Source organism: Paraburkholderia sp. D1E, from assembly GCF_052682275.1.
This window is the reverse complement of the sequence record NZ_JBQYMB010000001.1, coordinates 1822766-1843819: the sequence shown is the minus strand read 5'-3', so window position 1 is coordinate 1843819 and position 21054 is coordinate 1822766. Positions and strand designations below refer to the sequence as shown.

At 59.4% G+C, this 21054-nt stretch carries 18 protein-coding genes and 2 pseudogenes; 6 read left to right on the top strand and 14 right to left on the bottom strand.

Annotated features, from left to right (window positions below; translation table 11 throughout):
• Positions 1 to 45: 45 nt before the first annotated feature.
• The gene (locus ACUN0E_RS08415; protein WP_445566260.1) at positions 46 to 747 is read right to left on the bottom strand and encodes an energy transducer TonB; all 702 of its coding nucleotides are present in this window, start codon (positions 745 to 747) and stop codon (positions 46 to 48) included.
• A gap of 595 nt (positions 748 to 1342) precedes the next feature.
• On the opposite strand from ACUN0E_RS08415, the gene ACUN0E_RS08410 reads away from it, so the two are divergent.
• A complete protein-coding gene (locus ACUN0E_RS08410) occupies positions 1343 to 2215 on the top strand; it encodes an AraC family transcriptional regulator (protein ID WP_445566259.1) in 873 nt (290 codons plus the stop codon).
• Positions 2216 to 2222: 7 nt separating this feature from the next.
• Here the strand turns inward: ACUN0E_RS08410 and ACUN0E_RS08405 are convergent, their stop codons facing one another.
• The 5 genes from ACUN0E_RS08405 to ACUN0E_RS08385 form a co-directional block, all read right to left on the bottom strand.
• On the bottom strand, positions 2223 to 3293 hold the full coding sequence (locus tag ACUN0E_RS08405) for an alcohol dehydrogenase (RefSeq protein ID WP_445566258.1): 1071 nt from the start codon (positions 3291 to 3293) through the stop codon (positions 2223 to 2225).
• A gap of 68 nt (positions 3294 to 3361) precedes the next feature.
• Positions 3362 to 4501 (bottom strand): branched-chain amino acid ABC transporter substrate-binding protein, encoded by a 1140-nt coding sequence (locus ACUN0E_RS08400; protein ID WP_445566257.1) that lies wholly within the window; start codon positions 4499 to 4501, stop codon positions 3362 to 3364.
• A 64-nt stretch (positions 4502 to 4565) separates the two neighbouring features.
• A complete protein-coding gene (locus tag ACUN0E_RS08395; protein WP_445566256.1) occupies positions 4566 to 5195 on the bottom strand; it encodes an FMN-binding negative transcriptional regulator in 630 nt (209 codons plus the stop codon).
• A 377-nt stretch (positions 5196 to 5572) separates the two neighbouring features.
• Complete coding sequence (locus tag ACUN0E_RS08390; RefSeq protein WP_445570612.1) at positions 5573 to 5728, bottom strand: hypothetical protein; 156 nt, start codon at positions 5726 to 5728, stop codon at positions 5573 to 5575.
• A 181-nt stretch (positions 5729 to 5909) separates the two neighbouring features.
• Positions 5910 to 6689, bottom strand: a complete 780-nt coding sequence (locus ACUN0E_RS08385; protein ID WP_445566255.1) for an AraC family transcriptional regulator — start codon at positions 6687 to 6689, stop codon at positions 5910 to 5912.
• Between the two features lie 126 nt (positions 6690 to 6815).
• Between ACUN0E_RS08385 and ACUN0E_RS08380 the strand changes: the two genes are divergently transcribed.
• The 4 genes and pseudogenes from ACUN0E_RS08380 (at position 6816) to ACUN0E_RS08365 (ending at position 10942) form a co-directional block, all read left to right on the top strand.
• Positions 6816 to 7805, top strand: a complete 990-nt coding sequence (locus ACUN0E_RS08380) for an alpha/beta hydrolase (protein ID WP_445566254.1) — start codon at positions 6816 to 6818, stop codon at positions 7803 to 7805.
• A gap of 9 nt (positions 7806 to 7814) precedes the next feature.
• The gene (locus ACUN0E_RS08375; protein WP_445566253.1) at positions 7815 to 8444 is read left to right on the top strand and encodes an FMN-binding negative transcriptional regulator; all 630 of its coding nucleotides are present in this window, start codon (positions 7815 to 7817) and stop codon (positions 8442 to 8444) included.
• Between the two features lie 63 nt (positions 8445 to 8507).
• Positions 8508 to 9654: pseudogene (locus ACUN0E_RS08370) on the top strand (branched-chain amino acid ABC transporter substrate-binding protein).
• A 160-nt stretch (positions 9655 to 9814) separates the two neighbouring features.
• Positions 9815 to 10942, top strand: coding sequence for a porin (locus tag ACUN0E_RS08365; RefSeq protein WP_445566252.1), 1128 nt, complete (start codon positions 9815 to 9817; stop codon positions 10940 to 10942).
• A gap of 156 nt (positions 10943 to 11098) precedes the next feature.
• On the opposite strand, the gene proC is transcribed toward ACUN0E_RS08365, so the two are convergent.
• Entirely contained in the window at positions 11099 to 11911 is an 813-nt protein-coding gene (proC, locus tag ACUN0E_RS08360; RefSeq protein WP_445566251.1) for a pyrroline-5-carboxylate reductase, read from the bottom strand.
• A gap of 1542 nt (positions 11912 to 13453) precedes the next feature.
• A pseudogene (locus ACUN0E_RS08355) lies at positions 13454 to 13552 on the bottom strand (DUF1275 domain-containing protein); the annotation flags it as partial.
• A 68-nt stretch (positions 13553 to 13620) separates the two neighbouring features.
• Between ACUN0E_RS08355 and ACUN0E_RS08350 the strand changes: the two are divergent.
• Positions 13621 to 14703 (top strand): IS630 family transposase, encoded by a 1083-nt coding sequence (locus ACUN0E_RS08350; protein ID WP_445565654.1) that lies wholly within the window; start codon positions 13621 to 13623, stop codon positions 14701 to 14703.
• 147 nt (positions 14704 to 14850) lie between these two features.
• On the opposite strand, the gene ACUN0E_RS08345 is transcribed toward ACUN0E_RS08350, so the two are convergent.
• The 6 genes from ACUN0E_RS08345 to ACUN0E_RS08320 form a co-directional block, all read right to left on the bottom strand.
• Positions 14851 to 15786, bottom strand: a complete 936-nt coding sequence (locus ACUN0E_RS08345; RefSeq protein ID WP_445566250.1) for an IS5 family transposase — start codon at positions 15784 to 15786, stop codon at positions 14851 to 14853.
• Positions 15716 to 15958 (bottom strand): hypothetical protein, encoded by a 243-nt coding sequence (locus ACUN0E_RS08340; RefSeq protein WP_445566249.1) that lies wholly within the window; start codon positions 15956 to 15958, stop codon positions 15716 to 15718. Before ACUN0E_RS08340 ends, ACUN0E_RS08345 begins: the two co-directional genes overlap by 71 nt.
• Before the next feature lie 80 nt (positions 15959 to 16038).
• Positions 16039 to 17121 (bottom strand): IS630 family transposase, encoded by a 1083-nt coding sequence (locus ACUN0E_RS08335; protein WP_445565654.1) that lies wholly within the window; start codon positions 17119 to 17121, stop codon positions 16039 to 16041.
• A gap of 45 nt (positions 17122 to 17166) precedes the next feature.
• Complete coding sequence (locus tag ACUN0E_RS08330; RefSeq protein ID WP_445566248.1) at positions 17167 to 17850, bottom strand: YoaK family protein; 684 nt, start codon at positions 17848 to 17850, stop codon at positions 17167 to 17169.
• A 315-nt stretch (positions 17851 to 18165) separates the two neighbouring features.
• On the bottom strand, positions 18166 to 19143 hold the full coding sequence (locus ACUN0E_RS08325; RefSeq protein WP_445566247.1) for a hypothetical protein: 978 nt from the start codon (positions 19141 to 19143) through the stop codon (positions 18166 to 18168).
• 363 nt (positions 19144 to 19506) lie between these two features.
• The gene (locus ACUN0E_RS08320) at positions 19507 to 20934 is read right to left on the bottom strand and encodes an aldehyde dehydrogenase family protein (protein WP_445566246.1); all 1428 of its coding nucleotides are present in this window, start codon (positions 20932 to 20934) and stop codon (positions 19507 to 19509) included.
• Positions 20935 to 21054: the final 120 nt, after the last annotated feature.

Here is a 21054-nt window from a genome sequence, read left to right as displayed (position 1 = left end):
CAACGTGACTAATAAATCGCTACCGGTACCGCTCGGTTCGTGGGTTCAGTTCAGGTTAAACGAGAACGGAACCTGGACACGGACAGGCTGGCCTTGGGAAACGCAACTAAACTTCTTTACAGCATTGAACGCCGCGCGATCGAGTGAAGAGTCTTCCGACGACTTCGCGACATGCTCATCCGTAATATGGCCCTGCGGATCGACTACGAATTCGATGAGTACGTCACCCGTGACGTTGTTTTCCTGAGCTTGCTTCGGATAGACCACGGATGAGCGGACCTGATCGGAGTTCGGGCAAGCCACGTCAACCTGCGCGCTCACCGGCCTGGACGGCGTCGGCGGCGCGGGCGGCGGTGCGGGCTGGGCCACGACCGGTGCGGCCTGGTGCGTAATGGTGGGCTGCTGCGGCGTCGGCACGTTCACTTCCGGCGGCGGCACGAACGGCGGCGGAGGCGGCGCGAACTTCGGCGGCGGCAGTTGCACGACGGGCAACGGCGGCGGAGGCGGCGGCTTCACCGGTTCGATGATCCTGGTTTCGATGGGGTGCTGAATGACCTGCACCACTTTGGTGGCCAAACCATTGAGCAGTGCGTAGACCAGCACTATGTGCAGAACGATGACGACCGCGATACCACCAAAGCGGCGTACCGGGTTTTGCGGCTTCTTCCCGAATTCGTGGGGACGTCCTAACCTTGCCACCCGCACATTTGCCGCCGGAAATTTTCCTTCCACTTTCGTACTCAACATTTACTCCTCCCGGCGTGAACCGCCGATTTCCTTGACAGCAGCGCGCGTCCTTTCCGGCGTTCGGCCTCGCGTAATTTCTCGATTGCCCCGTACTTGTACTGCGATACAACAGACGCAACAACGACCCATATGACATTCGTCTAAACAATTTCTCGAACTTAAATTAGCCATACGAATGAATTGAAAACCATTTAAATTTGCGCTAGAGCCACTTTCCAGTTGTTTCCTCTTAAAGCGGTCAGCAGACGGCAGTAAATTATGTTTCCCCCGCCGATTCTTTACCCACCATGCCGGTGTCGACCGTACTCTCAACCGTGATGACATGCGTTGGGCCAGACTAGTGCCGATTCAAACGCAGCTCATACGAAGAGCTGCGGACGCTGAAATATAGGTAGCCAGTATTCGTCCCGCACGTCAACTTAGGCCAACTAGCATAGAGATCTGGCCATTCATGCGTAGCAACGAATCGCGTGACTATCAGGATGTGCCCCGCCCTGCCGCTGCAATGGCGCTCGCTGTGCATCGCGCCCACGGGTGTCTCCCGATTGCCAATGTTTTTGAAAACCGCGAGAATTTTTCCACCGCCGTCACTCGAATGAATTTCACTTCTTCCATGCAAAGCGACTCACGTTCGATCGACGAAATAAATCCGCGCTGCCGCGTGACCGCGATGCACACCGAGTATTCGGAGCCAGGTCTCCTTGACGCGACACCTGCTCACACGCATTCGCGTGGACAGCTGGTGCTCGTGTCGCGCGGCCTCCACGCAATCGAAGTGCCGGAGGGCTCGTGGCTCGTGCCGCCGCGTCACGCGGTATGGATTCCGCCCGGCACGCTGCATCGTTTCTCGGGCCGTTTCGCCGAACGCGGCCAGTCGGTGTCGTCGGCGCTGTTGTACGTCGCCGCCGACGCGTCGCCACGGCTCCCGCGCGAATGCCGCGTCATCGAGGTCTCACCGCTGCTGCGCGAACTGGTCGCAAAGGCCGTCGAGATTCCGCTTCATTACGACGAGCAAGGTCGCGACGGCCGCGTCATGGGTCTGATCGTCGACGAAATCTGCGGTGCGCCCGTCATTCCGTTGCGTCTGCCCATGCCACGCGATCCGCGCTTGCTGCGCGTGTGCCATGCATTGCTCGACAATCCTGGCAACGAAGACAATCTCGGAGACTGGGCGCGTTTCGGCTCAATCGGACTGCGCACGCTTACGCGACTCTTTCGTGACGAGACCGGCATGACGTTTTCGATGTGGCGTCAGCAGGTCCGTCTGACCGAGGCGCTCGCGCGTCTCGCAGCGGGCGCCTCGGTTACGGCTGTCGCGCTCGACCTCGGCTATGAAAGCCCCAGCGCGTTCAGCGCGATGTTCCGACGAGTGATGGGACAGACGCCGAAGGAACACACAACGCGCCTCGCCAGCAATGACGGAGCGAATCACGCGATGCGCGCGGCGCGGCAATGCGGCGCCGCTTAGTGCACCGCTATTCGGCGGCGAGGTCGGGTGTCATCACCAGACGCCCAATCACGTTGCCCGCTTCGAGTTTGTGCAGGCCGTCGTTCAGCGCGTTCATCGCGCACGTGGTCACGGGAATCAACGGCAATTGCTGTGTCGCGACCAGTTCGACGAGTTCCTGCAGCTCGGCGAGCGAGCCGACATAGCTCCCCTGAATCGTGATCGCCTTGATCGGAATGAGTGGCAAGGCCCAGGGCGAGCCGCCGCCGAACAGGCCGACCATCACCAGCTTGCCGCCCTTTGTCAGCACGTCGAAGCCGAGCGCCGCCGACGCCGGATTCCCGACGAGATCGACGACCGCCTGAACCGGCTGGTTGGCCGCGCGGCGGATCTGGCCGGCGGGATCGTCGCTCGCGGGATCGATCGCGGCGAGCGCACCCGCTTCGAGCGCCGCAACCCGCCGTTGCGCGTCGGGTTCGACGACGATCGCGCCATTGCCCCCGAGAGCGCCGAGCAACCGGATGCACATCAAACCGAGCCCGCCCGCGCCGATCACGACGAGCGGCGCGCGCGAGAGCGTGGCTTCGCCGATCTTGCGCAGCGCCGAGAAGCAGGTAAGCCCCGAGCACGCGAGCGGCGCGGCGTGAGCGGGATCGAGTCCGCGCAAGTCGACGAGATAGCGTGAGTCCGGCACAAGCAGGCGATCTGCGTAGCCGCCCGGACGATTGATGCCGATCGTGCCTGGCGTGAGACAAAGATTCTCGTGACCGTCGCGGCACACGTCGCATCGACCGCAGCCGATCCATGGATAAACGAGGCGCGTGTCGCCAGGCGCGACGTCCGTGACTGCCTCGCCTACGGCTTCCACAACGCCTACAGTTTCGTGCCCCATCGTCAGCGGCAGTTTGATGCCGCGCTCCTTCAGCGACAGCGTGCGGCCGTGCCCGAGGTCATAGCCACCATGCCACAGATGCAGATCTGTATGGCAAATGGCCGCCGCGCGCACCCGCAGAAGCACTTCGCGTCCTCGTGGGACTGGCGTCACGTTCTCGATCGCCGCGAGCGGCGCGCCGAACTCCGTTACCTGCATGCTTTTCATCAGGTCTCCTTGTAAAGCGGCGTGCGAGCCCATCTCTTCGCGAGCTCGCGCGTCGAGTCGAACGTGCATCACATCCTGACGAGATCGACCAGCGTCTTCTTGCCCGAACGGTATTGATAGATCGAGATCACGCCGTCTCTCAGATCGCCGTGCGAATCAAACCGCACGTTGCCGATCACGCCGTCGAAGTTAGTCTTCGGCATCGCGGCAAGGATGCTGACCGGATCGGTCGACCCAGCCCGCTTCATCGCGTCGACGATCACGTACACCGCGTCGTAGGCGTAGGGCGCGTAGATCTGCACCGCGTTATGAAAGCGCTGTTCGAAGCGTTTGCTGAAGGCCTCGCCGCCCGGCATCTTTTCGAGACCCACGCCGGCCTCTGAACAGACAATCTGGTCTGTCGCCGTGCCCGCGACTCTCGACAGATCCTCGCCGCAGACGCCATCGCCCGACAGCACCTTCGTCTTGATATTCAGCCCGACTGCCTGCTTCGCGAACGGACCCACCGTGAAATCCATCCCGCCGTACATCAGTGCGTCGGGCTGCTCGCCCTTGATCTTCGTGAGGAGGCCGCGAAAATCGAGTGCATTCGGACTCGTCGCGTCGCGCGAGACCACTTCGATACCGAGCGCTTTCGCTTCTTTGACGAATTCGTCCGCGAGACCCTGACCGTACGCCGTCGTGTCGTCGACCACCGCGACCCGCTTGACCTTCATCACGCTCGCCGCGTACTTCGCAAGCGCGGGACCCTGTTGCGCATCGGTAGCGACCACGCGATAGGTCGTCTTGAACCCTTGTTGCGTATAGAGCGGGCTGGTCGCGGACGGCGAGATCTGGACGATACCCGCGTCGCTGTATATCTTCGACGCGGGTATCGACGTGCCCGAGTTCAGATGGCCGACCACGGCGGCCGCGTGGTTGTCGACGAGCTTCTGCGCGACCTGGGTTGCGGTGCGGGGGTCGCCGGCGTCGTCTTGCGGATCGAGTTGAAGGACAACCTTGTTGCCGCCGATGGTTAGCCCTTTGGCGTTAATTTCTTCGACGGCAAGCTGCGCGCCGTTCTCCTGATCCTTACCGGCGCGCGCGCTGCCGCCCGTCAACGGCGCGGCGAAACCAATGCGAACCACCTGTTCAGCCGAAGCGGCGCCTGCGTGAAACGCCAATGCAGCGACTGCGAGCACAGCGCAATGGATTGAGGTTGTGTTCATGATGGGGTGATTGATTGGAACTGGATCAACAACGGGTGGTGTTCGACGCGTGGTGCGCCACGGGTCAGATTCGGTTTCGGTTCTTCTGCTCCATCTGCATGGCGAGCGGACATGCGCCCGCCAACTCGAGGCGTTCAATGGCGGCCTGCGTGTCGAGCGGGCGTTCGTCCTGTCCCATCTTGAACTTGGCTTCCAAACGCTCGATCGGCAATTCGAAGCCGACGATATTCCTGAGCCGGCGGGCGACGCCTTCGTCGCCAAGTTCCTGCATGTTCCATGCACGCTCGCGTCCCTGTTCGAGATGCGCGACTGCCTGCTGCAGATGCGCGAGCGTGCCACGCGAGTCGAGCGCGCGAGTCCGTCCATGGCAATGGACCACGGAGAAATTCCACGTCGGCGCGCTGTCGCGAACTGGATATCCCGGATACCACGACGACGATATATAGCCTTGCTCGGCGACGAAGACGACCGCCGATTCCGCGCCCTGCTCAATCAGCGCGCAATGTTCATTCGCTTTCGACAGATGCGATATCAACGTGCCGTGAGGTCCCCGATCGCGGTCGAGCATAAAGATCAGATGTGAGATGACAAGTGAATCGGACGATTTCGTAATCAATGTGCCGAATACTGTCCGGCGGATCAGCTCGTGGACCTCGTCCGCGCCACCTGGCGCGAAGACCGCTTTCGAATACATAAGAATTCCTGTTTCTTGCCGATGTTTTTCGGGCCGCACAGCGATGCGCAACGTCGAACCAATATAGCCGAGCGACCTGCGGGACACGCGCTAGATCGCGTCAATCGATGTAGCGATCTGGCCACGTTCGGAGGTGCGGCGTCGTTGCAGGAGAGGCTATCGAGCCGCCTGGAACGAGTCCAATGCCAAAATAATTGGCTAATGATGCTTTTGTCTTATGGGGGTCGCACCAAAATAAGCGCCTATGCTCTGCAGGGCTGTGGTGAAAATAGCGATCAACGAATCGTTTAGCGTGTCGGCCCGACCGATGCGAGGGCTCGCGATGAGCGCTGCCTCTTTTGAATGCAATCCCGTCGACGTCGAAGACATGGCAGTGCTCAGGCGCTACAACCCAATACAGTTCCTCCCGTCTGCATGGCCTGTGTCACGTCGATCATCGTCGTCTTCAGTTCGTCGTGCAGACGCGCGAATTCGAGACGCATCTTGACGCGCTGGGCGGCATTGAGATTAGACAGGAGTTCGTACAGCGTCATGTGCGGACAGAGCGCGTACGACTGAAATGTGAGGGATCGTTGTGGGTCGAACTGAACCGGTCGTTATTGGACCGGGTTCAGCCAGTTACAGCCGCTCATGGTTTTCGTCTGACTGGCCGCTTCAAGCTTGGATCGAGCCATCGAATGACAGATGTGCTGGCCGGGACAACAAGGGTCTAACCTAGTCCACTCGCTCATTCAAATACGCGGTTGGCGCAATGCCGAAGCTGCGGCGGAACATCGCCGTGAACGCACTCACACTGCCGTAGCCGACTTCGAGTGCCGTCGCCGTGACCGACTTCCCCGTTGCGAGCAGCGCCAGCGCCTCGAAGATCCGCGCCTGCTGGCGCCAGTCCGAAAAGCTCAATCCCGTTTCGTTCCTGAACGTGCGCGTAAACGTGCGGCGCGACATGTTCGCGAGAGCAGCCCACTCGTCCATGTCGCGCGCATCGGCAGGCGCTGCGACGAGCGCGCGGCACACGCGTAGCAGACGTTCATCGGCGGGCATTCGCATGTACAAGGGCGCGGTCGGCAGACGCACCATCTCGTCGAGAAGCAGCAGCATCAGACGCTCGTCGCGTCCGCCCAACTCGTATTCGGTCGGCACCAGCATTGCTTCGAGAATCAAGCTGCGCAGTAATTCCGATACCTCGATCACCTTGCAACGTAACGGCAACGGCTGACTCACGGCAAGCGGCTCGACATACAAAGTGCGGAACGACACGTCCCCACGAAAGATGACTTCATGCTCGACGCCGCCCGGCAACCAGACCGCACGTTGCGGCGGCACGGTCCACGTCCCCTCGTCGGTCACGACGGTCAGTACACCCGTTGTCGAGTAAAGCAGCTGCGCCCGGCGGTGCTTGTGCCGGCCGTCGCGGCTGCCGCTGCGGTACTCGACCGCCATCGCCGCGACAGGGCGCGGTACGTCCTGATAGTCGCCCGATTCGATGCTGCGCATGAATGGCCCAATCGCTACGTTAATCGACCCACTCTATCATACGGGCCGAATACTGGCCGCCTATATTTCACCGTCCGCAGCCTCTGACATGCATCGCCTTCGAATCAACCCAATCTTGCCCAACCTATGACCGTATCCTCCATCACAGCCTCCGGCGATCCACTGGAATCCGGTATTCGCCGGTTCGTCGACACCGTCACGGCGGCTTACGCGCGGCAGCCGTACCTGGACACGTTGCCGCTCGTCACTCGCCGTGCCGTTGCAGAGCAGGTCCGGGCGCCGTGGGCCGCCGGCGGCCCAGCCATGGCGCACGTCGACGATACCGATGTGCCCACGCCCCGTGCGTGCACGAGCGTGCGTGTGCGCGTGCTGCGCCCGCCTCTCGACGGCGATCTGCCGGCCTTCGTCTATCTGCACGGCGGCGGCTGGACAATGTTCAGCATCGACACGCATGACCGCCTGATGCGTGAATACGCGGCGCGCGCAGGCGTCGTTGTGATCGGCGTCGACTATGCGCTCGCGCCCGAGCATCGGTTCCCGGTCGCTCTCGATCAGGTGGTGGACGTGATCCAGTGGCTCACGCAGCCCGGTGCGCTGCCAGGCGTCGATGTACGCCGCCTGGCCATCGGCGGCGATTCGGCAGGCGCAAACCTCGCCATGGCCACCGCACTGCGTCTGCGGAACATCGGCAAAGCGGATCTGCTGCGCGCGCTCGTGATCAACTATGGCGCGTTTGATCCATCGCCCTCGTATCACTCGTACAAAGCGTTCGGCGACGGCCGCTATCTGCTGTCGTCACACGAAATGAAGGCGTTCTGGAACGACTACCTGCGCGACTCCCAGGACGCTCGCGATCCATTGGCCGCACCGATCCTCGCCGACCTCGTCGATCTGCCGCCAAGCTTCTTCGCGATCACCGAACTCGACGTCCTGCGTGATGAAAACCTGCGCATGGCCGAGCGGCTAAGAGAGGCGCAGACGGACGTCACACAGGTCGTTTATCCGGGCACCGTCCACAGCTTTCTCGAAGCGGTGTCGATTGCTGCAGTGAGCAACACGGCGCTCGACGACACCAGCACATGGCTGCGCAGGCAACTCGCGTCATCTATTCAATAAGGCCCCGCCATGTATTCCAAGCCCGCCTTTGCCCCGGCAAATACGCACGAAGTGCACGACTTTATCGACCGGACAGTGTTCGGGACGCTCGTGACACGGTCGCCGGACTCGCTCGTTATCTCGCACGTGATCTTTATGGTGGACCGCACCCGGGGTCCGCACGGCACGCTCGTGTCGCATCTTTCACGGGCAAACGAGCACGCCAGTCTGATTCTGCAAGGCGCCGAATCAGCAGCGATCTTTGTCGGAGAACACGGCTACATTTCCTCATCCTGGTATCCCGGCTACCCCGTGCGCGACAGCGCGCCCACCTGGAACTTCTCGGTCGTCCACTGCCACGGCCGCCCGCGCGCGCTGGACGCAGACGGCGCGACCGCGCATCTGCGCGACGCCGTTCGTCATCTCGAGCAGGGACGCGACAAGCCGTGGGACATCAACGAACTCGGCGACGAGGGCACCGCGCGGCGGGTGGCAAACATCGTGGCGTTCGAATTGTCTATCGAGCGGCTCGACGCGAAATTCAAGCTCGGCCAGGACGAACGCCTGCCCGACACACGCGCCGCCATTGAGCATCTACAACACGACGGCGGATGTCCGCTGGCAACACGAATGGAGGAAAAGAATCGACATCGAAATTGACATATCAACGCGACATGTGCGGTCCCGATCCGCTGGATCTCTTCCCCTTTTAAACGACACATCATGAAAACGGCAAAACTTCATCCCCTCTTCGTCGCCGTCACCGCGGCGCTCCTGTCGGCGCATATGCCCGGCGCATTTGCCGACCAGGTCGTGCGCATCGGCTTCTCCGCGCCACTGACCGGCGGCAGCGCGCACGCTGGCAAGGATCAGGAAAACGGCGCCCGCCTCGCGGTCGAGGAAATCAACGCTAGCGCGTCTTATCATAGGCGGCAACAAGGTCGCGCTAGCACTCGATTCACAGGATGACGCGGGCGATCCGCGCACTGCAACGCAGGTCGCGCAAAAGCTCGCCGACGATAAGGTCGTTGCCGTGATCGGGCACATGAATTCGGGCACCTCGATTCCAGCGTCGAAGATCTACAGCGACGCGGGCATCGTCCAGATCTCGCCATCCGCCACGAACCCGCAGTACACGCTGCAGGGATTCAAGACGACTTACCGTGTCGTCGCGACCGATGCGCAACAGGGACCGGCGCTCGCCACTTACGCCGCCGGCTCGCTGAAAGTGAAACGCGTGGCGGTGGTTGACGATTCAACGGCCTACGGCCAAGGGCTCGCCGACGAGTTTGCAAAGAAGGCGAAGGCACTGGGCGTAACGGTGCTGTCGCACGATGCTACCAACGACAAGGCCATCGATTTCCGCGCGATTTTGACGAAGATAAAAGGCGAATCGCCCGACGCGATCATGTACGGCGGCCTGGACGCAACGGCGGGGCCGTTCGCGAAGCAAGCTGGGCAACTCGGCATCAGGGCGAAGATTCTCGCGGGCGACGGCGTCTGCACCGAGCAACTGGCGGATCTCGCTGGCACGGCATCCAATGCGATCGTTTGCTCCGAAGCGGGCCTCGGGCTGGAGAAAATGCCCGGCGGCGCGACTTTCGTGAAGAAATACGAAGCACGCTTTCACCAGCCGATCCTGATCTACGCACCGTTTTCGTACGACGCCGTTTATATCGTTGTCGATGCGATGAAGCGTGCGAACTCGACCAGCTCGAGCAAGATCATTGCGGCAATGCCGCAGACCGACCATTCCGGTGTGATTGGCCAGACGCAGTTCGATGAGCACGGCGATCTGCGCCACGGCGTCATTTCGCTTTACACCTACCGGGCAGGCAAGAAGACGTTACTCGATGCCGTGAAGATGTAATGAATGGCCATCACGCATGGTAAGCACTACATCAATACATTAGTACCACAAATCAAAAATTGAAGAATGCGGTGGAACGAAGATGCTTCGTGCGCACCGTCTTTCGCATGCCGCACAAGCGGCATGGATTGCAGGTTAATTGACCGACAAAGGGGTTTCCATGAGGAAGATCGCAGTAGTCGTAGCGGTAAGTGGCACGTTCGCACTGACCGCGCATGCGCAAAGCAGCGTCACGCTATACGGTATCGTCGAAAATGGCGTCACCTACGTGAACAATGCCGGGCACGGCTCGGTCGTCGCGCTGGTCAGCGGCGTCGAACAAGGCAGCCGCTGGGGCCTGAAGGGATCGGAAGATCTGGGCGGCGGATTCAAGACCATCTTCCAGCTCGAAAACGGCTTTAATGCCGACAATGGCAAGCTGGGCCAGGGCGGTCTGCTGTTCGGCCGCCAGGCTTACGTCGGGATCGACAGCGACAGGTTCGGCACGTTCACGCTTGGCCGCCAGTACGATTCGATTCAGGACTATTTGCAGCCGACCACGATGAACGGCAACTGGGGAGCCTATTTCTCGCACGCCGGCGACATTGACAACTCGGATAATGGCTTTCGCATCAACAATGCGATCAAGTACAACAGCCCTGTTTTCGCCGGGTTCCAGTTCGAAGCACTGTATTCGCTTGGCGGCGTGGCCGGATCAGCAACGGCAAACAATACGTTCTCCGCAGGCATCGGCTATACGAACGGTCCGGTCTACCTCGCGGCGGTCTACGAGAGCGCGAAGACACCCGCGACACAGTTCGCCGACGGCAACTTCGTTGCGAACCAGGTCACGCCGAGCGTGAATGGACCGTTCGGTTACGTCGGTCAGCCCGCCAACATGCGGGTGATCGGTGTGGGCGGTACCTATGCGATCGGCAGCGCGATGATCGGTCTCGACTACACGAACACGCGGTTTGGTTCAGCCAATGGCACGAACAGTTCAGTGAACTTCGACAACTACGAGCTGTGGGGGCAATATCGGGTGACACCCGCCGCTACGCTTTCGGCGGGCTACACGTTCACTGCGGTGCGGGTCAACTATCTGGAAAGTGGCAATCGACCGAAATATAACCAGTTCAATCTGATGGCCGACTATGCGCTGTCCAAACGCACCGACGTCTATCTGATGGGCGTGTATCAGAAGGCCTCGGGCGGTGCGCTCGCCGATATCTACGACGGGTTCCCCGCAGGTCAATCGAGCAGCACGAATCAGTTGCTCGCACGCGCGGGAATTCGCGCGAAGTTCTAATTCAGCCGGATACCGTGCTGAAGGCAGCGTCCGTCACGACAATCACAACGTCATACGTCTCGGAACAGGAGCACAACTGAGCAGTCTCCAGGGCAGGTTTTGGATGGCATCGGGCTTCACGGTCCTCGCCATCCTTTTTTGTCTGCCGAGCAGTTCTTACTGCGCTCCCAGTTCGTCGCCGATCTGGCTAGCGCGCGCTGCGGCTGCGAGTGCGCCGTTGATAATTGCCTCTTTCACGTGCTGCACGTCGAACGCGTTGAGCGCGGCAGCGGTCGTGCCGCCGCTGGAAGTCACACGCTCGCGCAAGACACTGACCGGTTCGACCGATTCGACAGCCAGCTGCACCGCGCCGCGAAACGTCGCGACAGCAAGCGTCGCGCTTTGCTTTTCGCTCAGACCGAGTCGACGCGCCGCTTCCTGCAGCGCCTCGATGAAATAGAACACATACGCCGGTCCGCTGCCTGAGATCGCGGTGACGGCGTCAAGGTCCGACTCGTCGTCGAGCCATAAATGCGCACCCGCCGCACCGACTATTCTCTCAGCCGCCTGCCTGCCCGACGCATCGACGGCGGCCGTCGCTGCGAGTGCCGTCATGCCCATGCCGATCAGCGCCGGCGTGTTCGGCATCGCACGTACCACGCGGCGGTATCCGCCGAGCCATTGACATAGATCGCTCAAACGCACGCCTGCCGCGATGCTGATGACCAGTTGTGTGCCGAGGTGCGGCGCCAGGGTTGTTGCGACCACCTTGAGCGCCTGTGGTTTGACGGCCAGCACAACGGCGTCGTAGCGCGCAAGCGCGGTGTCGATAATAGCGCTGCTCGAAACCGCGAACTGATCGGCTACACGATGGCGCGCGTCTTCGTTCACATCGATGACGTGCAGATCGGCCGGTGCGATGCCGCATCTGAGAAGGCCGCCGATCAGCGCGAAGGCCATGTTGCCGCCGCCGATAAAGGCAATTTTCATAGGTCTGAAGGTGTCTTGAATGGGAGTGGCTACTGCTAAGGTTTGCAGCCTGCGCAAACACAAACGATGCTAGCAAGCTACGCCTCAATACACTCCCGCGACAGGGCCGAAGTGCATCGCAATTGGGCCATGTGCATCGCTTTTCGCGCGATCGAATAACATTTCAACCGGCATATTCTCGAAGGGAACGCAGAGGCCACCGCCTGGCCCGGAGCCACTTCCTTGGCGACCCGCCGTGCGCTGAGCCGGTGCAACTGTCGTCCTGCCATATTGCCCTCCATTCCTACCCACAAAACCCATGTCGCTACCCATACTTCGTGCGGAAATTGTGCGGGACCTTGATGGAAGCAGCAAGCACGTCGTTACCCATAAACCGATTTGAAATCGGCGATCTGGAGGACGTTTTCGGAAGATATTGGAATTGCCCGGAAGCCTTGACTGGCGGAAGGCAGCCGACTCCAACAACCGCGTTCAATGCCCCGCCAGGTTTGAATCCCGCCCTGCCTGACCACAGCCTACCCATCATCCTACCCATACTGCAAGATCAATGGCGGCTACAGAGCAGAAACTGGCGCGCATGGCGCTTCCGATCCGGTCGTTGTGGCGCAATCCCGAATCCCCACTCGATCGTCAATTGTCGACCGGGACCCTTGTGAAGACGACCTTTCCGCCCGGTCGGGTAGCGACCATACCGTCAGCCATACCGAAAAATCCAATCGGCAGTTATCAGCTTTGGCCAGACTGCATCGGAGAATCAACGTGCGCTTTCGTTCAAACATCACGGACACTGGGCACCCGAATACCACTTCTGCGGGGATACCGTCATCGATACCGTCAACCACTTTCCAACGCGATCCTGGCAAAGCTTGAAGAAGCCATGATCCCAACTGCGGTCGCGCCTCCGCTCAGAAAGCATACAACGCGTGTCGCAACCGTGGTCAGCGAAACGCAGTAGCCGCTCGACAGGAAGATGCTGCGCAACCACGCCCGACAAGTGTCTCGAGATTCAACCGGCGCGATCAAGCCCATGTCGGGGGCAATCGTGCATCGACATTCCTAAATGCCCTTTTCTGCCATACGATCCTCGCGAAGCACCGCATCGGGGAACTCGCGCTATTCGCGCAGCGGATCAGGACATGCTCGCACGCGTGTGGCTGAGTTTGTTTAGGTTTGTAGGAGCCTGCCCGCATGCTCCTGTGGCGTCCGCCCATGCGCACGGTCAAGGGCCGGCATCCTACAAACCTAAACAATTGTCGCAGGATGAGCGCGTCCCGAGCCGGAACTGCGAAACAGTCGGTTGATGCTCCAACAGTCGGTTGATGCTCTAGCGGGGGGGCTACAGATCTGCTACAGCAATAGTAGCAATCCATACCTGACGGGCCTTGCGCCTGTCATCCTCACTCTGAACTATCGTCACTCAAGGAAGGTCAGTCAAAGTGACTTGGGCGGCCCAGTTCGACCTTGGATTCAACCAACGCCGAGCCGTGTCCCCTTTGCACGCGAATGCAGACACCTATCAAGCTATGCCGCTTGGCGTTTCGCCTAACTGCGATAAGCAAGCATATCGTCGACGATTGGGACAACCGCGAGAGTAAGAAGGACAATCGCAAGAGGAACGGTCGACACAAACCCTAGTATTCTGTCCCAGAAATAACTTGTCGTAAATTTCGATTGTTCTATGATCAAATCCGGGAGAACAGGAGGCGACCATGGGACGCAAGGGAATCGAGGTTGTGGTGTCGGAACTGGAACGAGAGCAATTGCTGTCAATGAGCCGCTCACGTTCGCTGCCTCATTCTCTGGTCCGTCGTGCAAAGATTGTTTTGATGGCGGCTGATGGCCATACGAGCCAGGAAATTGCGATGCAGTGCGAAGTGACGCCACCGGCGATCACACACTGGAAGAAGCGGTTTGTCGCGCACGGGCTTGCCGGCCTGCATGATGAAGCCCGCCCGGGCCGCCCGCGCACACATGACGATGAGGTGGTAGCGGAACTGCTCGCCAGGGTACTGCATGAGAAGCCGAACGGGGCGACGCACTGGAGCGTGCGTTCCGCTGCTGCGCAGACAGGGATTTCAAAGAGTTCGGTGGCCCGATATCTATCGCTGTTCGGTGTGCAGCCCCATCGTTCAAAGAGCTTCAAACTGTCTACCGATCCGTACTTCGTCGAGAAGGTGCGCGATATTGTCGGGCTGTACCTGAGCCCACCGATCAATGCCCTGGTGCTGTGCGTGGACGAGAAGAGCCAGTGCCAGGCGCTGGAGCGTACGCAGCCGATGTTGCCGATGGGGTTAGGCTATCTCGAAGGGGTGACGCATGATTACGTCCGGCATGGCACCACGACCCTGTTCGCTGCGCTCAACACTGCAACAGGGGAAGTCATTGCGCAATGCAAGCCGCGCCACCGGCATCAGGAATTTCTGGCGTTTCTCAGGCATATTGACCTGGCGGTGCCGGCCAATCTCGATGTGCATCTGATTGTCGATAACTATGCGACACACAAGCATCCGAAGGTCAAGGCATGGCTGGCCAGGCACACGCGCTACCACATGCATTTCACGCCGACCTACTCGAGCTGGCTCAATCAGGTTGAACGCTGGTTTGGCCTGATTACGCAGCAGGCGATCCGTCGAGGGTCGTTCAGGAACGTGCGCCAACTCATTGCCGACATCGAGCGTTACATCGAGCAATACAACGAGCACAAGCGGGCTTTCGTCTGGACCGCGACAGCCGATTCCATTCTCCGGAAAGTGGCTCGGTTATGCAAAGTTATTTCTGGGACAGAATACTAGCAGGCCGTTGAAATATCCGTCGTTGATGCGCTCAGGTGCATTACGACGGATGCTCGGTTCGCATTTTTGAAACGCGGAACACGTTTGCGGGCATTCGACGTTGCTCGCGGGTTCATCATATCGGTGTTATCCATTACTTCCTGCTCCTCAACCGGAAAGTGTGCGCATACGCGTCAGGTTGTAGCCGACCTGCGTCAACACGAAGAGCTGGTCTACGCGTTCAAGTCCTCGATACATCGCTTGTCGAATTCGTCCGACTGTCTTGCCCCATCCGAACACCTGCTCAATGCGCTTACGTTTTTGCTGGCTGACCGCGTAACCCGGCCAGCGCGTAGTTCGCTCGTCAATTGCTGAACCGCCTGGACGCCCATCGTTTTGTGCCACATGCGGCGTTACACGGTTCGCTCGACAACTGGCCACGAAGCCGGCGGTGTCGTAGTTCTTGTCCGCCCCGACCGTGATGGCGCCCGGTGCAACACTTGCGGCATCAGCAAGCATCCGCCCGGCCGCGTCGCGCTCGGCGGTGCCCGTCGCCAGCGTCACCTGTGCGTTGACCACCAGGCCATGCCGGTTGTCGGTCAGCACGTGGCCCATGTAACAGAGCATCGCTCCGGTTCCTTTGCTCTTGCGAAACAGGCGCGCCTGCTCGTCCGTCGTGGATTGGTGCGTCTCGTTACTGCGCTTCTGTCCGTGCCAGTTGTCATTCGGCGCGGGCGGTTCGTCAGGAGGCGTGTCGTCTTTGTCCGGACTTGCCTTGGGCACAAAGCTCTTGTGCCCGGCCCATGCCTGAATCAACGTGCCGTCAACGCTAAAGTGCTCTCCAGAAAGATATCCGCGCTCGCGCGCGGTCTCGACTGTCTCGTTGAAGAGCAACACCAGCACATCGTGTTCGAGCAACCGGTCGCGGTTCTTGCTGAACGTCGAGTGGTCCCACACGGTCCCGTCCATCGGCAGGCCGACGAACCAGCGGAACAACATGTTGTAGGAAATCTGTTCCACCAGCATGCGCTCGCTACGAACTGAGTACAGCACCTGCAGCAAAAGCTCGCACCAGCTTCTCCGGCGCGATGCTCGGCCGGCCACCTTTCGCGTCAGCTTCGTACATCCGCGCGAAAACGTCGTCCATGCGCTTGAGCGCGTCATTGAGCCAACTGCGAATCGGACGCAACGGATGGTCCTTCGGCACGAAATCATCCAGCTTCAACACGGTGAACATTGACTCGGTAAAACCATCTGGCCCACGCATCCGTTCCATCTCGCTCTCATTGATGACATCAGTTCAACGTTTACACCTGCGTCCCGGATGACCGCTACATGAGGTATTTCACCGGCCTGCTAGTATTCTGTCCCAGAAATAACTTTGCATAACCGAGCCACTTTCCGGAGAATGGAATCGGCTGTCGCGGTCCAGACGAAAGCCCGCTTGTGCTCGTTGTATTGCTCGATGTAACGCTCGATGTCGGCAATGAGTTGGCGCACGTTCCTGAACGACCCTCGACGGATCGCCTGCTGCGTAATCAGGCCAAACCAGCGTTCAACCTGATTGAGCCAGCTCGAGTAGGTCGGCGTGAAATGCATGTGGTAGCGCGTGTGCCTGGCCAGCCATGCCTTGACCTTCGGATGCTTGTGTGTCGCATAGTTATCGACAATCAGATGCACATCGAGATTGGCCGGCACCGCCAGGTCAATATGCCTGAGAAACGCCAGAAATTCCTGATGCCGGTGGCGCGGCTTGCATTGCGCAATGACTTCCCCTGTTGCAGTGTTGAGCGCAGCGAACAGGGTCGTGGTGCCATGCCGGACGTAATCATGCGTCACCCCTTCGAGATAGCCTAACCCCATCGGCAACATCGGCTGCGTACGCTCCAGCGCCTGGCACTGGCTCTTCTCGTCCACGCACAGCACCAGGGCATTGATCGGTGGGCTCAGGTACAGCCCGACAATATCGCGCACCTTCTCGACGAAGTACGGATCGGTAGACAGTTTGAAGCTCTTTGAACGATGGGGCTGCACACCGAACAGCGATAGATATCGGGCCACCGAACTCTTTGAAATCCCTGTCTGCGCAGCAGCGGAACGCACGCTCCAGTGCGTCGCCCCGTTCGGCTTCTCATGCAGTACCCTGGCGAGCAGTTCCGCTACCACCTCATCGTCATGTGTGCGCGGGCGGCCCGGGCGGGCTTCATCATGCAGGCCGGCAAGCCCGTGCGCGACAAACCGCTTCTTCCAGTGTGTGATCGCCGGTGGCGTCACTTCGCACTGCATCGCAATTTCCTGGCTCGTATGGCCATCAGCCGCCATCAAAACAATCTTTGCACGACGGACCAGAGAATGAGGCAGCGAACGTGAGCGGCTCATTGACAGCAATTGCTCTCGTTCCAGTTCCGACACCACAACCTCGATTCCCTTGCGTCCCATGGTCGCCTCCTGTTCTCCCGGATTTGATCATAGAACAATCGAAATTTACGACAAGTTATTTCTGGGACAGAATACTAGGTGTCTAAAGCCTACCGCGCCAGCAAGCCCGCCCATCAGGAACGACAGTAAGAGCGATCCGAGAAGTCCTAGTTTCTGTCGATCTCCGCAGACCAAATTGCCGGGCATTGCCCCGGCATTCCAATAAAACAGCTTGCCAAGCTCGATGCCAATATCTGTCACAAGACCGGTGACGTGCGTCGTCCGAATCTCCGCCTTTGAAATCTTTGTGATCATGGCGTTCTGCAGTCCCATCACGTAGCAGAGAAGACAGACGGTGGCCGGCACGAACAGCACGCGGTGCGTTTCCAGATTCGAGCCGAGAAAGCCGAAGATGAGAAGCAGCGACGCTTCGAGCATCAATGGCATCGCATATTGGCTATGCAGGCGCCTACAACGCCCCCAGTTGATCAGGATCGCAGACGTGGCAGCCCCGACAAGGAACGACAGCAAGGAACTCAATCCCGCCACGACCACATTGATGTCGCCAAGCGCGAGGTTATCGGCAAGCGCCGACACAATGCCAGACATGTGGGATGTGTACTGCCCCACAGCAAGGAATCCGCCAGCGTTGGCCGCACCGGCGACGAACGCGAGCGATCGCCCGAGGCGGCGATTCGTCGCGTCGCTGCGCTCAGGCTTCGTGAAACCGCGAAGATAATTGATGGGCATGCTGATTACCCTCGGTATCGGCGACGCGGCCCAGAAAGGTTGCGCAGGAGTTAGTCGATCCTAACATGAGACGAATCTGATTCGCTCGGGGCTAGCTCCCTGCGTCGGCTCTCGACACCAGCCTCTGAGGGAAAAGCAATGTAGTACGAGGCTCGGAGGAGAAGATATACAGCGATCCGGGCACGCTCGCAGCGTCCGGCGGCCACTTCGCGGGTTGCTTTTCGCCGTCGCTGTTCGGATATGCAGCTGAACAGCTTGCGTGCTTGCGTTTCGGGGCGTTTGGGCCCGACGTCGACCGGTCAATGTGACAGCGCCTCAGTTCCCAATAATCTCTATATTTAGATGCTTCGCACCCACTTCGATTCGCGCCGAGCAGGCCGCTACTGCCGCGACCAATACCGCATCAATAATATCTCGATCATTGGTCCAACCGTACGAGCGAAGTGTGGTGAAATCCTCAGGGACACTTCGGCGCGTGGAGACGCCCACAGCGACAGCAAATTTGAAGAGAGCATTCTCGCTGTCATTGGCCAGTTCAAGACGCTGAAGAGCACCCGTCCCAGTGATTGCAGCTTCGCGAATCGCCTCCATGATCGCGGCGCGCAACGCAAATGGCACACCAGAATTGAGTACCAGTACATAGTTCTTCAGCGAGTTGACCCAGCCGAGCGTTGCATAGAACGGAGTTGGCGCACTCGCCCATTCTTGCGGCTGGTTCTGCAAGGTCTGGGCCGGGTGGTTCCCGGCCTCGATAATCATCCTTTCCACATCTTCGCTAACCCGTCTGTAACCGAATTCCGCCAAGCTCTTCCCGCCTTTGACGTGGGATTCGTCGGGAGAAACTGCTCCTAATCCATCGATAAGCCGATTCATGAAAGCGGTTAGTCCAACAACGCGAATCGTGTCTTCGCGAGCCTCCTTTGACTGCGCTGATAATGCACGAGCAGCAGACGCTAGCTGCTCGTGTTCGAGCATCTGCAAGGAACACGCAAAAGTAAGTCGGACCCGAGCATCATCGCGAATTGCTGCTGAATTGATTGCGTGACGGGGGGTGTCAAATACAGCCTCCGGAATACCCAGTCCGATCGCACAGTGCCGGTGCGAGAAAGCACAAAAATGAACGTTATTTACAGCAGAAGTGTATGAGTAGATGAGTTCCCGCTCGGCCTGGGACAAAGCAGATGCATCACGCATCATATGCTCAAAGCAGCCCATAATTGGAAGGGCTAGATCAGGCGTCAACGTAAAAATATGGCGTAGGTTAAGCGGTTGTCCCAACTGAAGATTATTCATGTTCCACTACCTGGTAGGATTCGTATCCTTCATTCCCAATGGAGCTTCTCTCTTGCTTGTACGTTTTCGCGAGAACACAGACTACAAATGATGCTGTCCGTTGACAATCAACAAGAAAGGGTTAAGTTCGCTTTCCTTCAACTAAGTATCATTTAGCTATATTGAGGAGTCGAAATACGGTGACGGTGGCGCGGAGATCCTTCCGTTGTCCGGCCTCACAAAACGCCGCTTGCGGACATTCGCAGTGCCATCGCTCGCACCTGCGCACTTGTGCTCTGAACATTGCGCAGGTGCGTTACGCGAGCGCCCCCGAACTGAACTCCGCGCGAGCACGAAGCGAGATGTCTTCTCTCGATTGAGCGCTCAGTCTGCCACTTCCGCCAATTTATCGAGCGACGGCACCGCGCCTTCATTTGCCAGCAACGCACGTTTTCTTACATAGCGCATGATGCTGGTCGCGCCATAACGCGAACCACCCATACCGGACTTCTTGAACGCAGTCTTCTCGCCGTCGAACATCATCACCCGTGGCAATTCCGTATCGTTGATACTGACTCCGCCGGCTTCCATCTTCGTTGCGAAATCACCTGCCGTATGGGTGTCCGGGCCAAACACCGCGCCGCTCAAACCGAAGATCGAGTCATTCATCAGAAATTCGGCTTGTGCCTCGTCGGTGAAACGCATCACAGGAACCACAGGACCGAACGTCTCTTCAGTCATCAGGCTCATTGTATGATCGACGTCCGTCACGATCGTCGGGTCGACCCACACTGCGCCGTTGATGCGCTCGCTCTTACCACCCACCACGATCTTCGCGCCCTTCTCCACGGCATCGGCCAATTGCGCATCAATCGTCACTACCTGCTTGTCGAAAATCATCGGGCCGTAATGGCCACCGTCGCCGGCTGCATGACTGCGGCGCATTCCAGCAGCCTGACGGCACAGCTCCGCGACCAGCGAGTCATACAGCGAATCGTGCGCATACACGCGTTCGATCGCATAACAGACCTGCCCTGAGTTGTAGAGCGCGCTGCGCAGAATGCTGGTAGCCGCACGTGCGACGTCGGAACCCGCAAGCACCACCGCCGCATCCTTGCCACCCAGTTCCAGGAACGCCGGAACGAACGCCTGTGCAGCCGCTGCGGCGATCTTTTGACCGGTCGGCACGCTACCGGTGAACACCACCGCATCCGATTGCGAGACGATCGCCGCGCCGGTTCCCGCGCCGCCCGTCACCAGATTAATGACGCTCTTCAGGGCCGGCACCGCCTCGATCGAACGTCGCAGCGGCTCGATGAAACGCGGCGTGACTTCGCTCGGCTTGATAACGACGGCCGCCCCCGCGACCAGCGCCGGAATCGCGTCGATGAACGACAGGACGAGTGGAAAATTCCATGGGCTGATTACGCCGACAACCGGGTAGGGCGAATACGTAACCTTGAATACGATGTCGGGATGCGCATCAAGCTTGCGGAACGGCGTCGCCAGTACTTCGGGCGCGGCCTCGCAGAACCCATGAATGAAATGGATCACCGCGCCGAGTTCTTCGGTTGAAATGCGGTGGCGTGCGGTATCGACCGACAACGCGGCGACGATCTCCTCGCCGAATATTTCGAGTTGCTCTGACCACGCAGACAGCGTCGCGATACGGTGCTCGAGGCCGCCAGCGACCCATCCGCGCTGGGCAATGCGGGCGTCACTGATGACCGCGTTGATCTGCGACGCATCGGCGGATTCGATCTGATAATCGGTTTCGCCGGTGCGAGGGTTGCGTACTGCGATAGACGTCATCGTATTTCCTTTTCCGTGTTAGTCGCCCGTGCGATAACGGGCCGTGTCATGCATCGTGAAAAGCGGCTCAGGCCAGCAATTCATCCGACGATGCAGCCATGCTAACAACGGAAAAAACGA

Excerpts from the sequence above, each read along its gene's own strand:
- ACUN0E_RS08410 (WP_445566259.1), top strand. The coding sequence starts at position 1,343 with ATGAATTTCACTTCTTCCATGCAAAGCGACTCACGTTCGATCGACGAA.
- ACUN0E_RS08375 (WP_445566253.1), top strand. The coding sequence starts at position 7,815 with ATGTATTCCAAGCCCGCCTTTGCCCCGGCAAATACGCACGAAGTGCAC.
- ACUN0E_RS08380 (WP_445566254.1), top strand. The coding sequence starts at position 6,816 with ATGACCGTATCCTCCATCACAGCCTCCGGCGATCCACTGGAATCCGGT.
- ACUN0E_RS08385 (WP_445566255.1), bottom strand. The coding sequence starts at position 6,689 with ATGCGCAGCATCGAATCGGGCGACTATCAGGACGTACCGCGCCCTGTC.
- ACUN0E_RS08395 (WP_445566256.1), bottom strand. The coding sequence starts at position 5,195 with ATGTATTCGAAAGCGGTCTTCGCGCCAGGTGGCGCGGACGAGGTCCAC.
- ACUN0E_RS08405 (WP_445566258.1), bottom strand. The coding sequence starts at position 3,293 with ATGAAAAGCATGCAGGTAACGGAGTTCGGCGCGCCGCTCGCGGCGATC.
- ACUN0E_RS08335 (WP_445565654.1), bottom strand. The coding sequence starts at position 17,121 with ATGGGACGCAAGGGAATCGAGGTTGTGGTGTCGGAACTGGAACGAGAG.
- ACUN0E_RS08320 (WP_445566246.1), bottom strand. The coding sequence starts at position 20,934 with ATGACGTCTATCGCAGTACGCAACCCTCGCACCGGCGAAACCGATTAT.
- ACUN0E_RS08365 (WP_445566252.1), top strand. The coding sequence starts at position 9,815 with ATGAGGAAGATCGCAGTAGTCGTAGCGGTAAGTGGCACGTTCGCACTG.
- ACUN0E_RS08350 (WP_445565654.1), top strand. The coding sequence starts at position 13,621 with ATGGGACGCAAGGGAATCGAGGTTGTGGTGTCGGAACTGGAACGAGAG.
- ACUN0E_RS08400 (WP_445566257.1), bottom strand. The coding sequence starts at position 4,501 with ATGAACACAACCTCAATCCATTGCGCTGTGCTCGCAGTCGCTGCATTG.
- ACUN0E_RS08390 (WP_445570612.1), bottom strand. The coding sequence starts at position 5,728 with ATGACGCTGTACGAACTCCTGTCTAATCTCAATGCCGCCCAGCGCGTC.
- ACUN0E_RS08340 (WP_445566249.1), bottom strand. The coding sequence starts at position 15,958 with ATGGAACGGATGCGTGGGCCAGATGGTTTTACCGAGTCAATGTTCACC.
- ACUN0E_RS08415 (WP_445566260.1), bottom strand. The coding sequence starts at position 747 with ATGTTGAGTACGAAAGTGGAAGGAAAATTTCCGGCGGCAAATGTGCGG.
- proC (WP_445566251.1), bottom strand. The coding sequence starts at position 11,911 with ATGAAAATTGCCTTTATCGGCGGCGGCAACATGGCCTTCGCGCTGATC.
- ACUN0E_RS08325 (WP_445566247.1), bottom strand. The coding sequence starts at position 19,143 with ATGAATAATCTTCAGTTGGGACAACCGCTTAACCTACGCCATATTTTT.
- ACUN0E_RS08330 (WP_445566248.1), bottom strand. The coding sequence starts at position 17,850 with ATGCCCATCAATTATCTTCGCGGTTTCACGAAGCCTGAGCGCAGCGAC.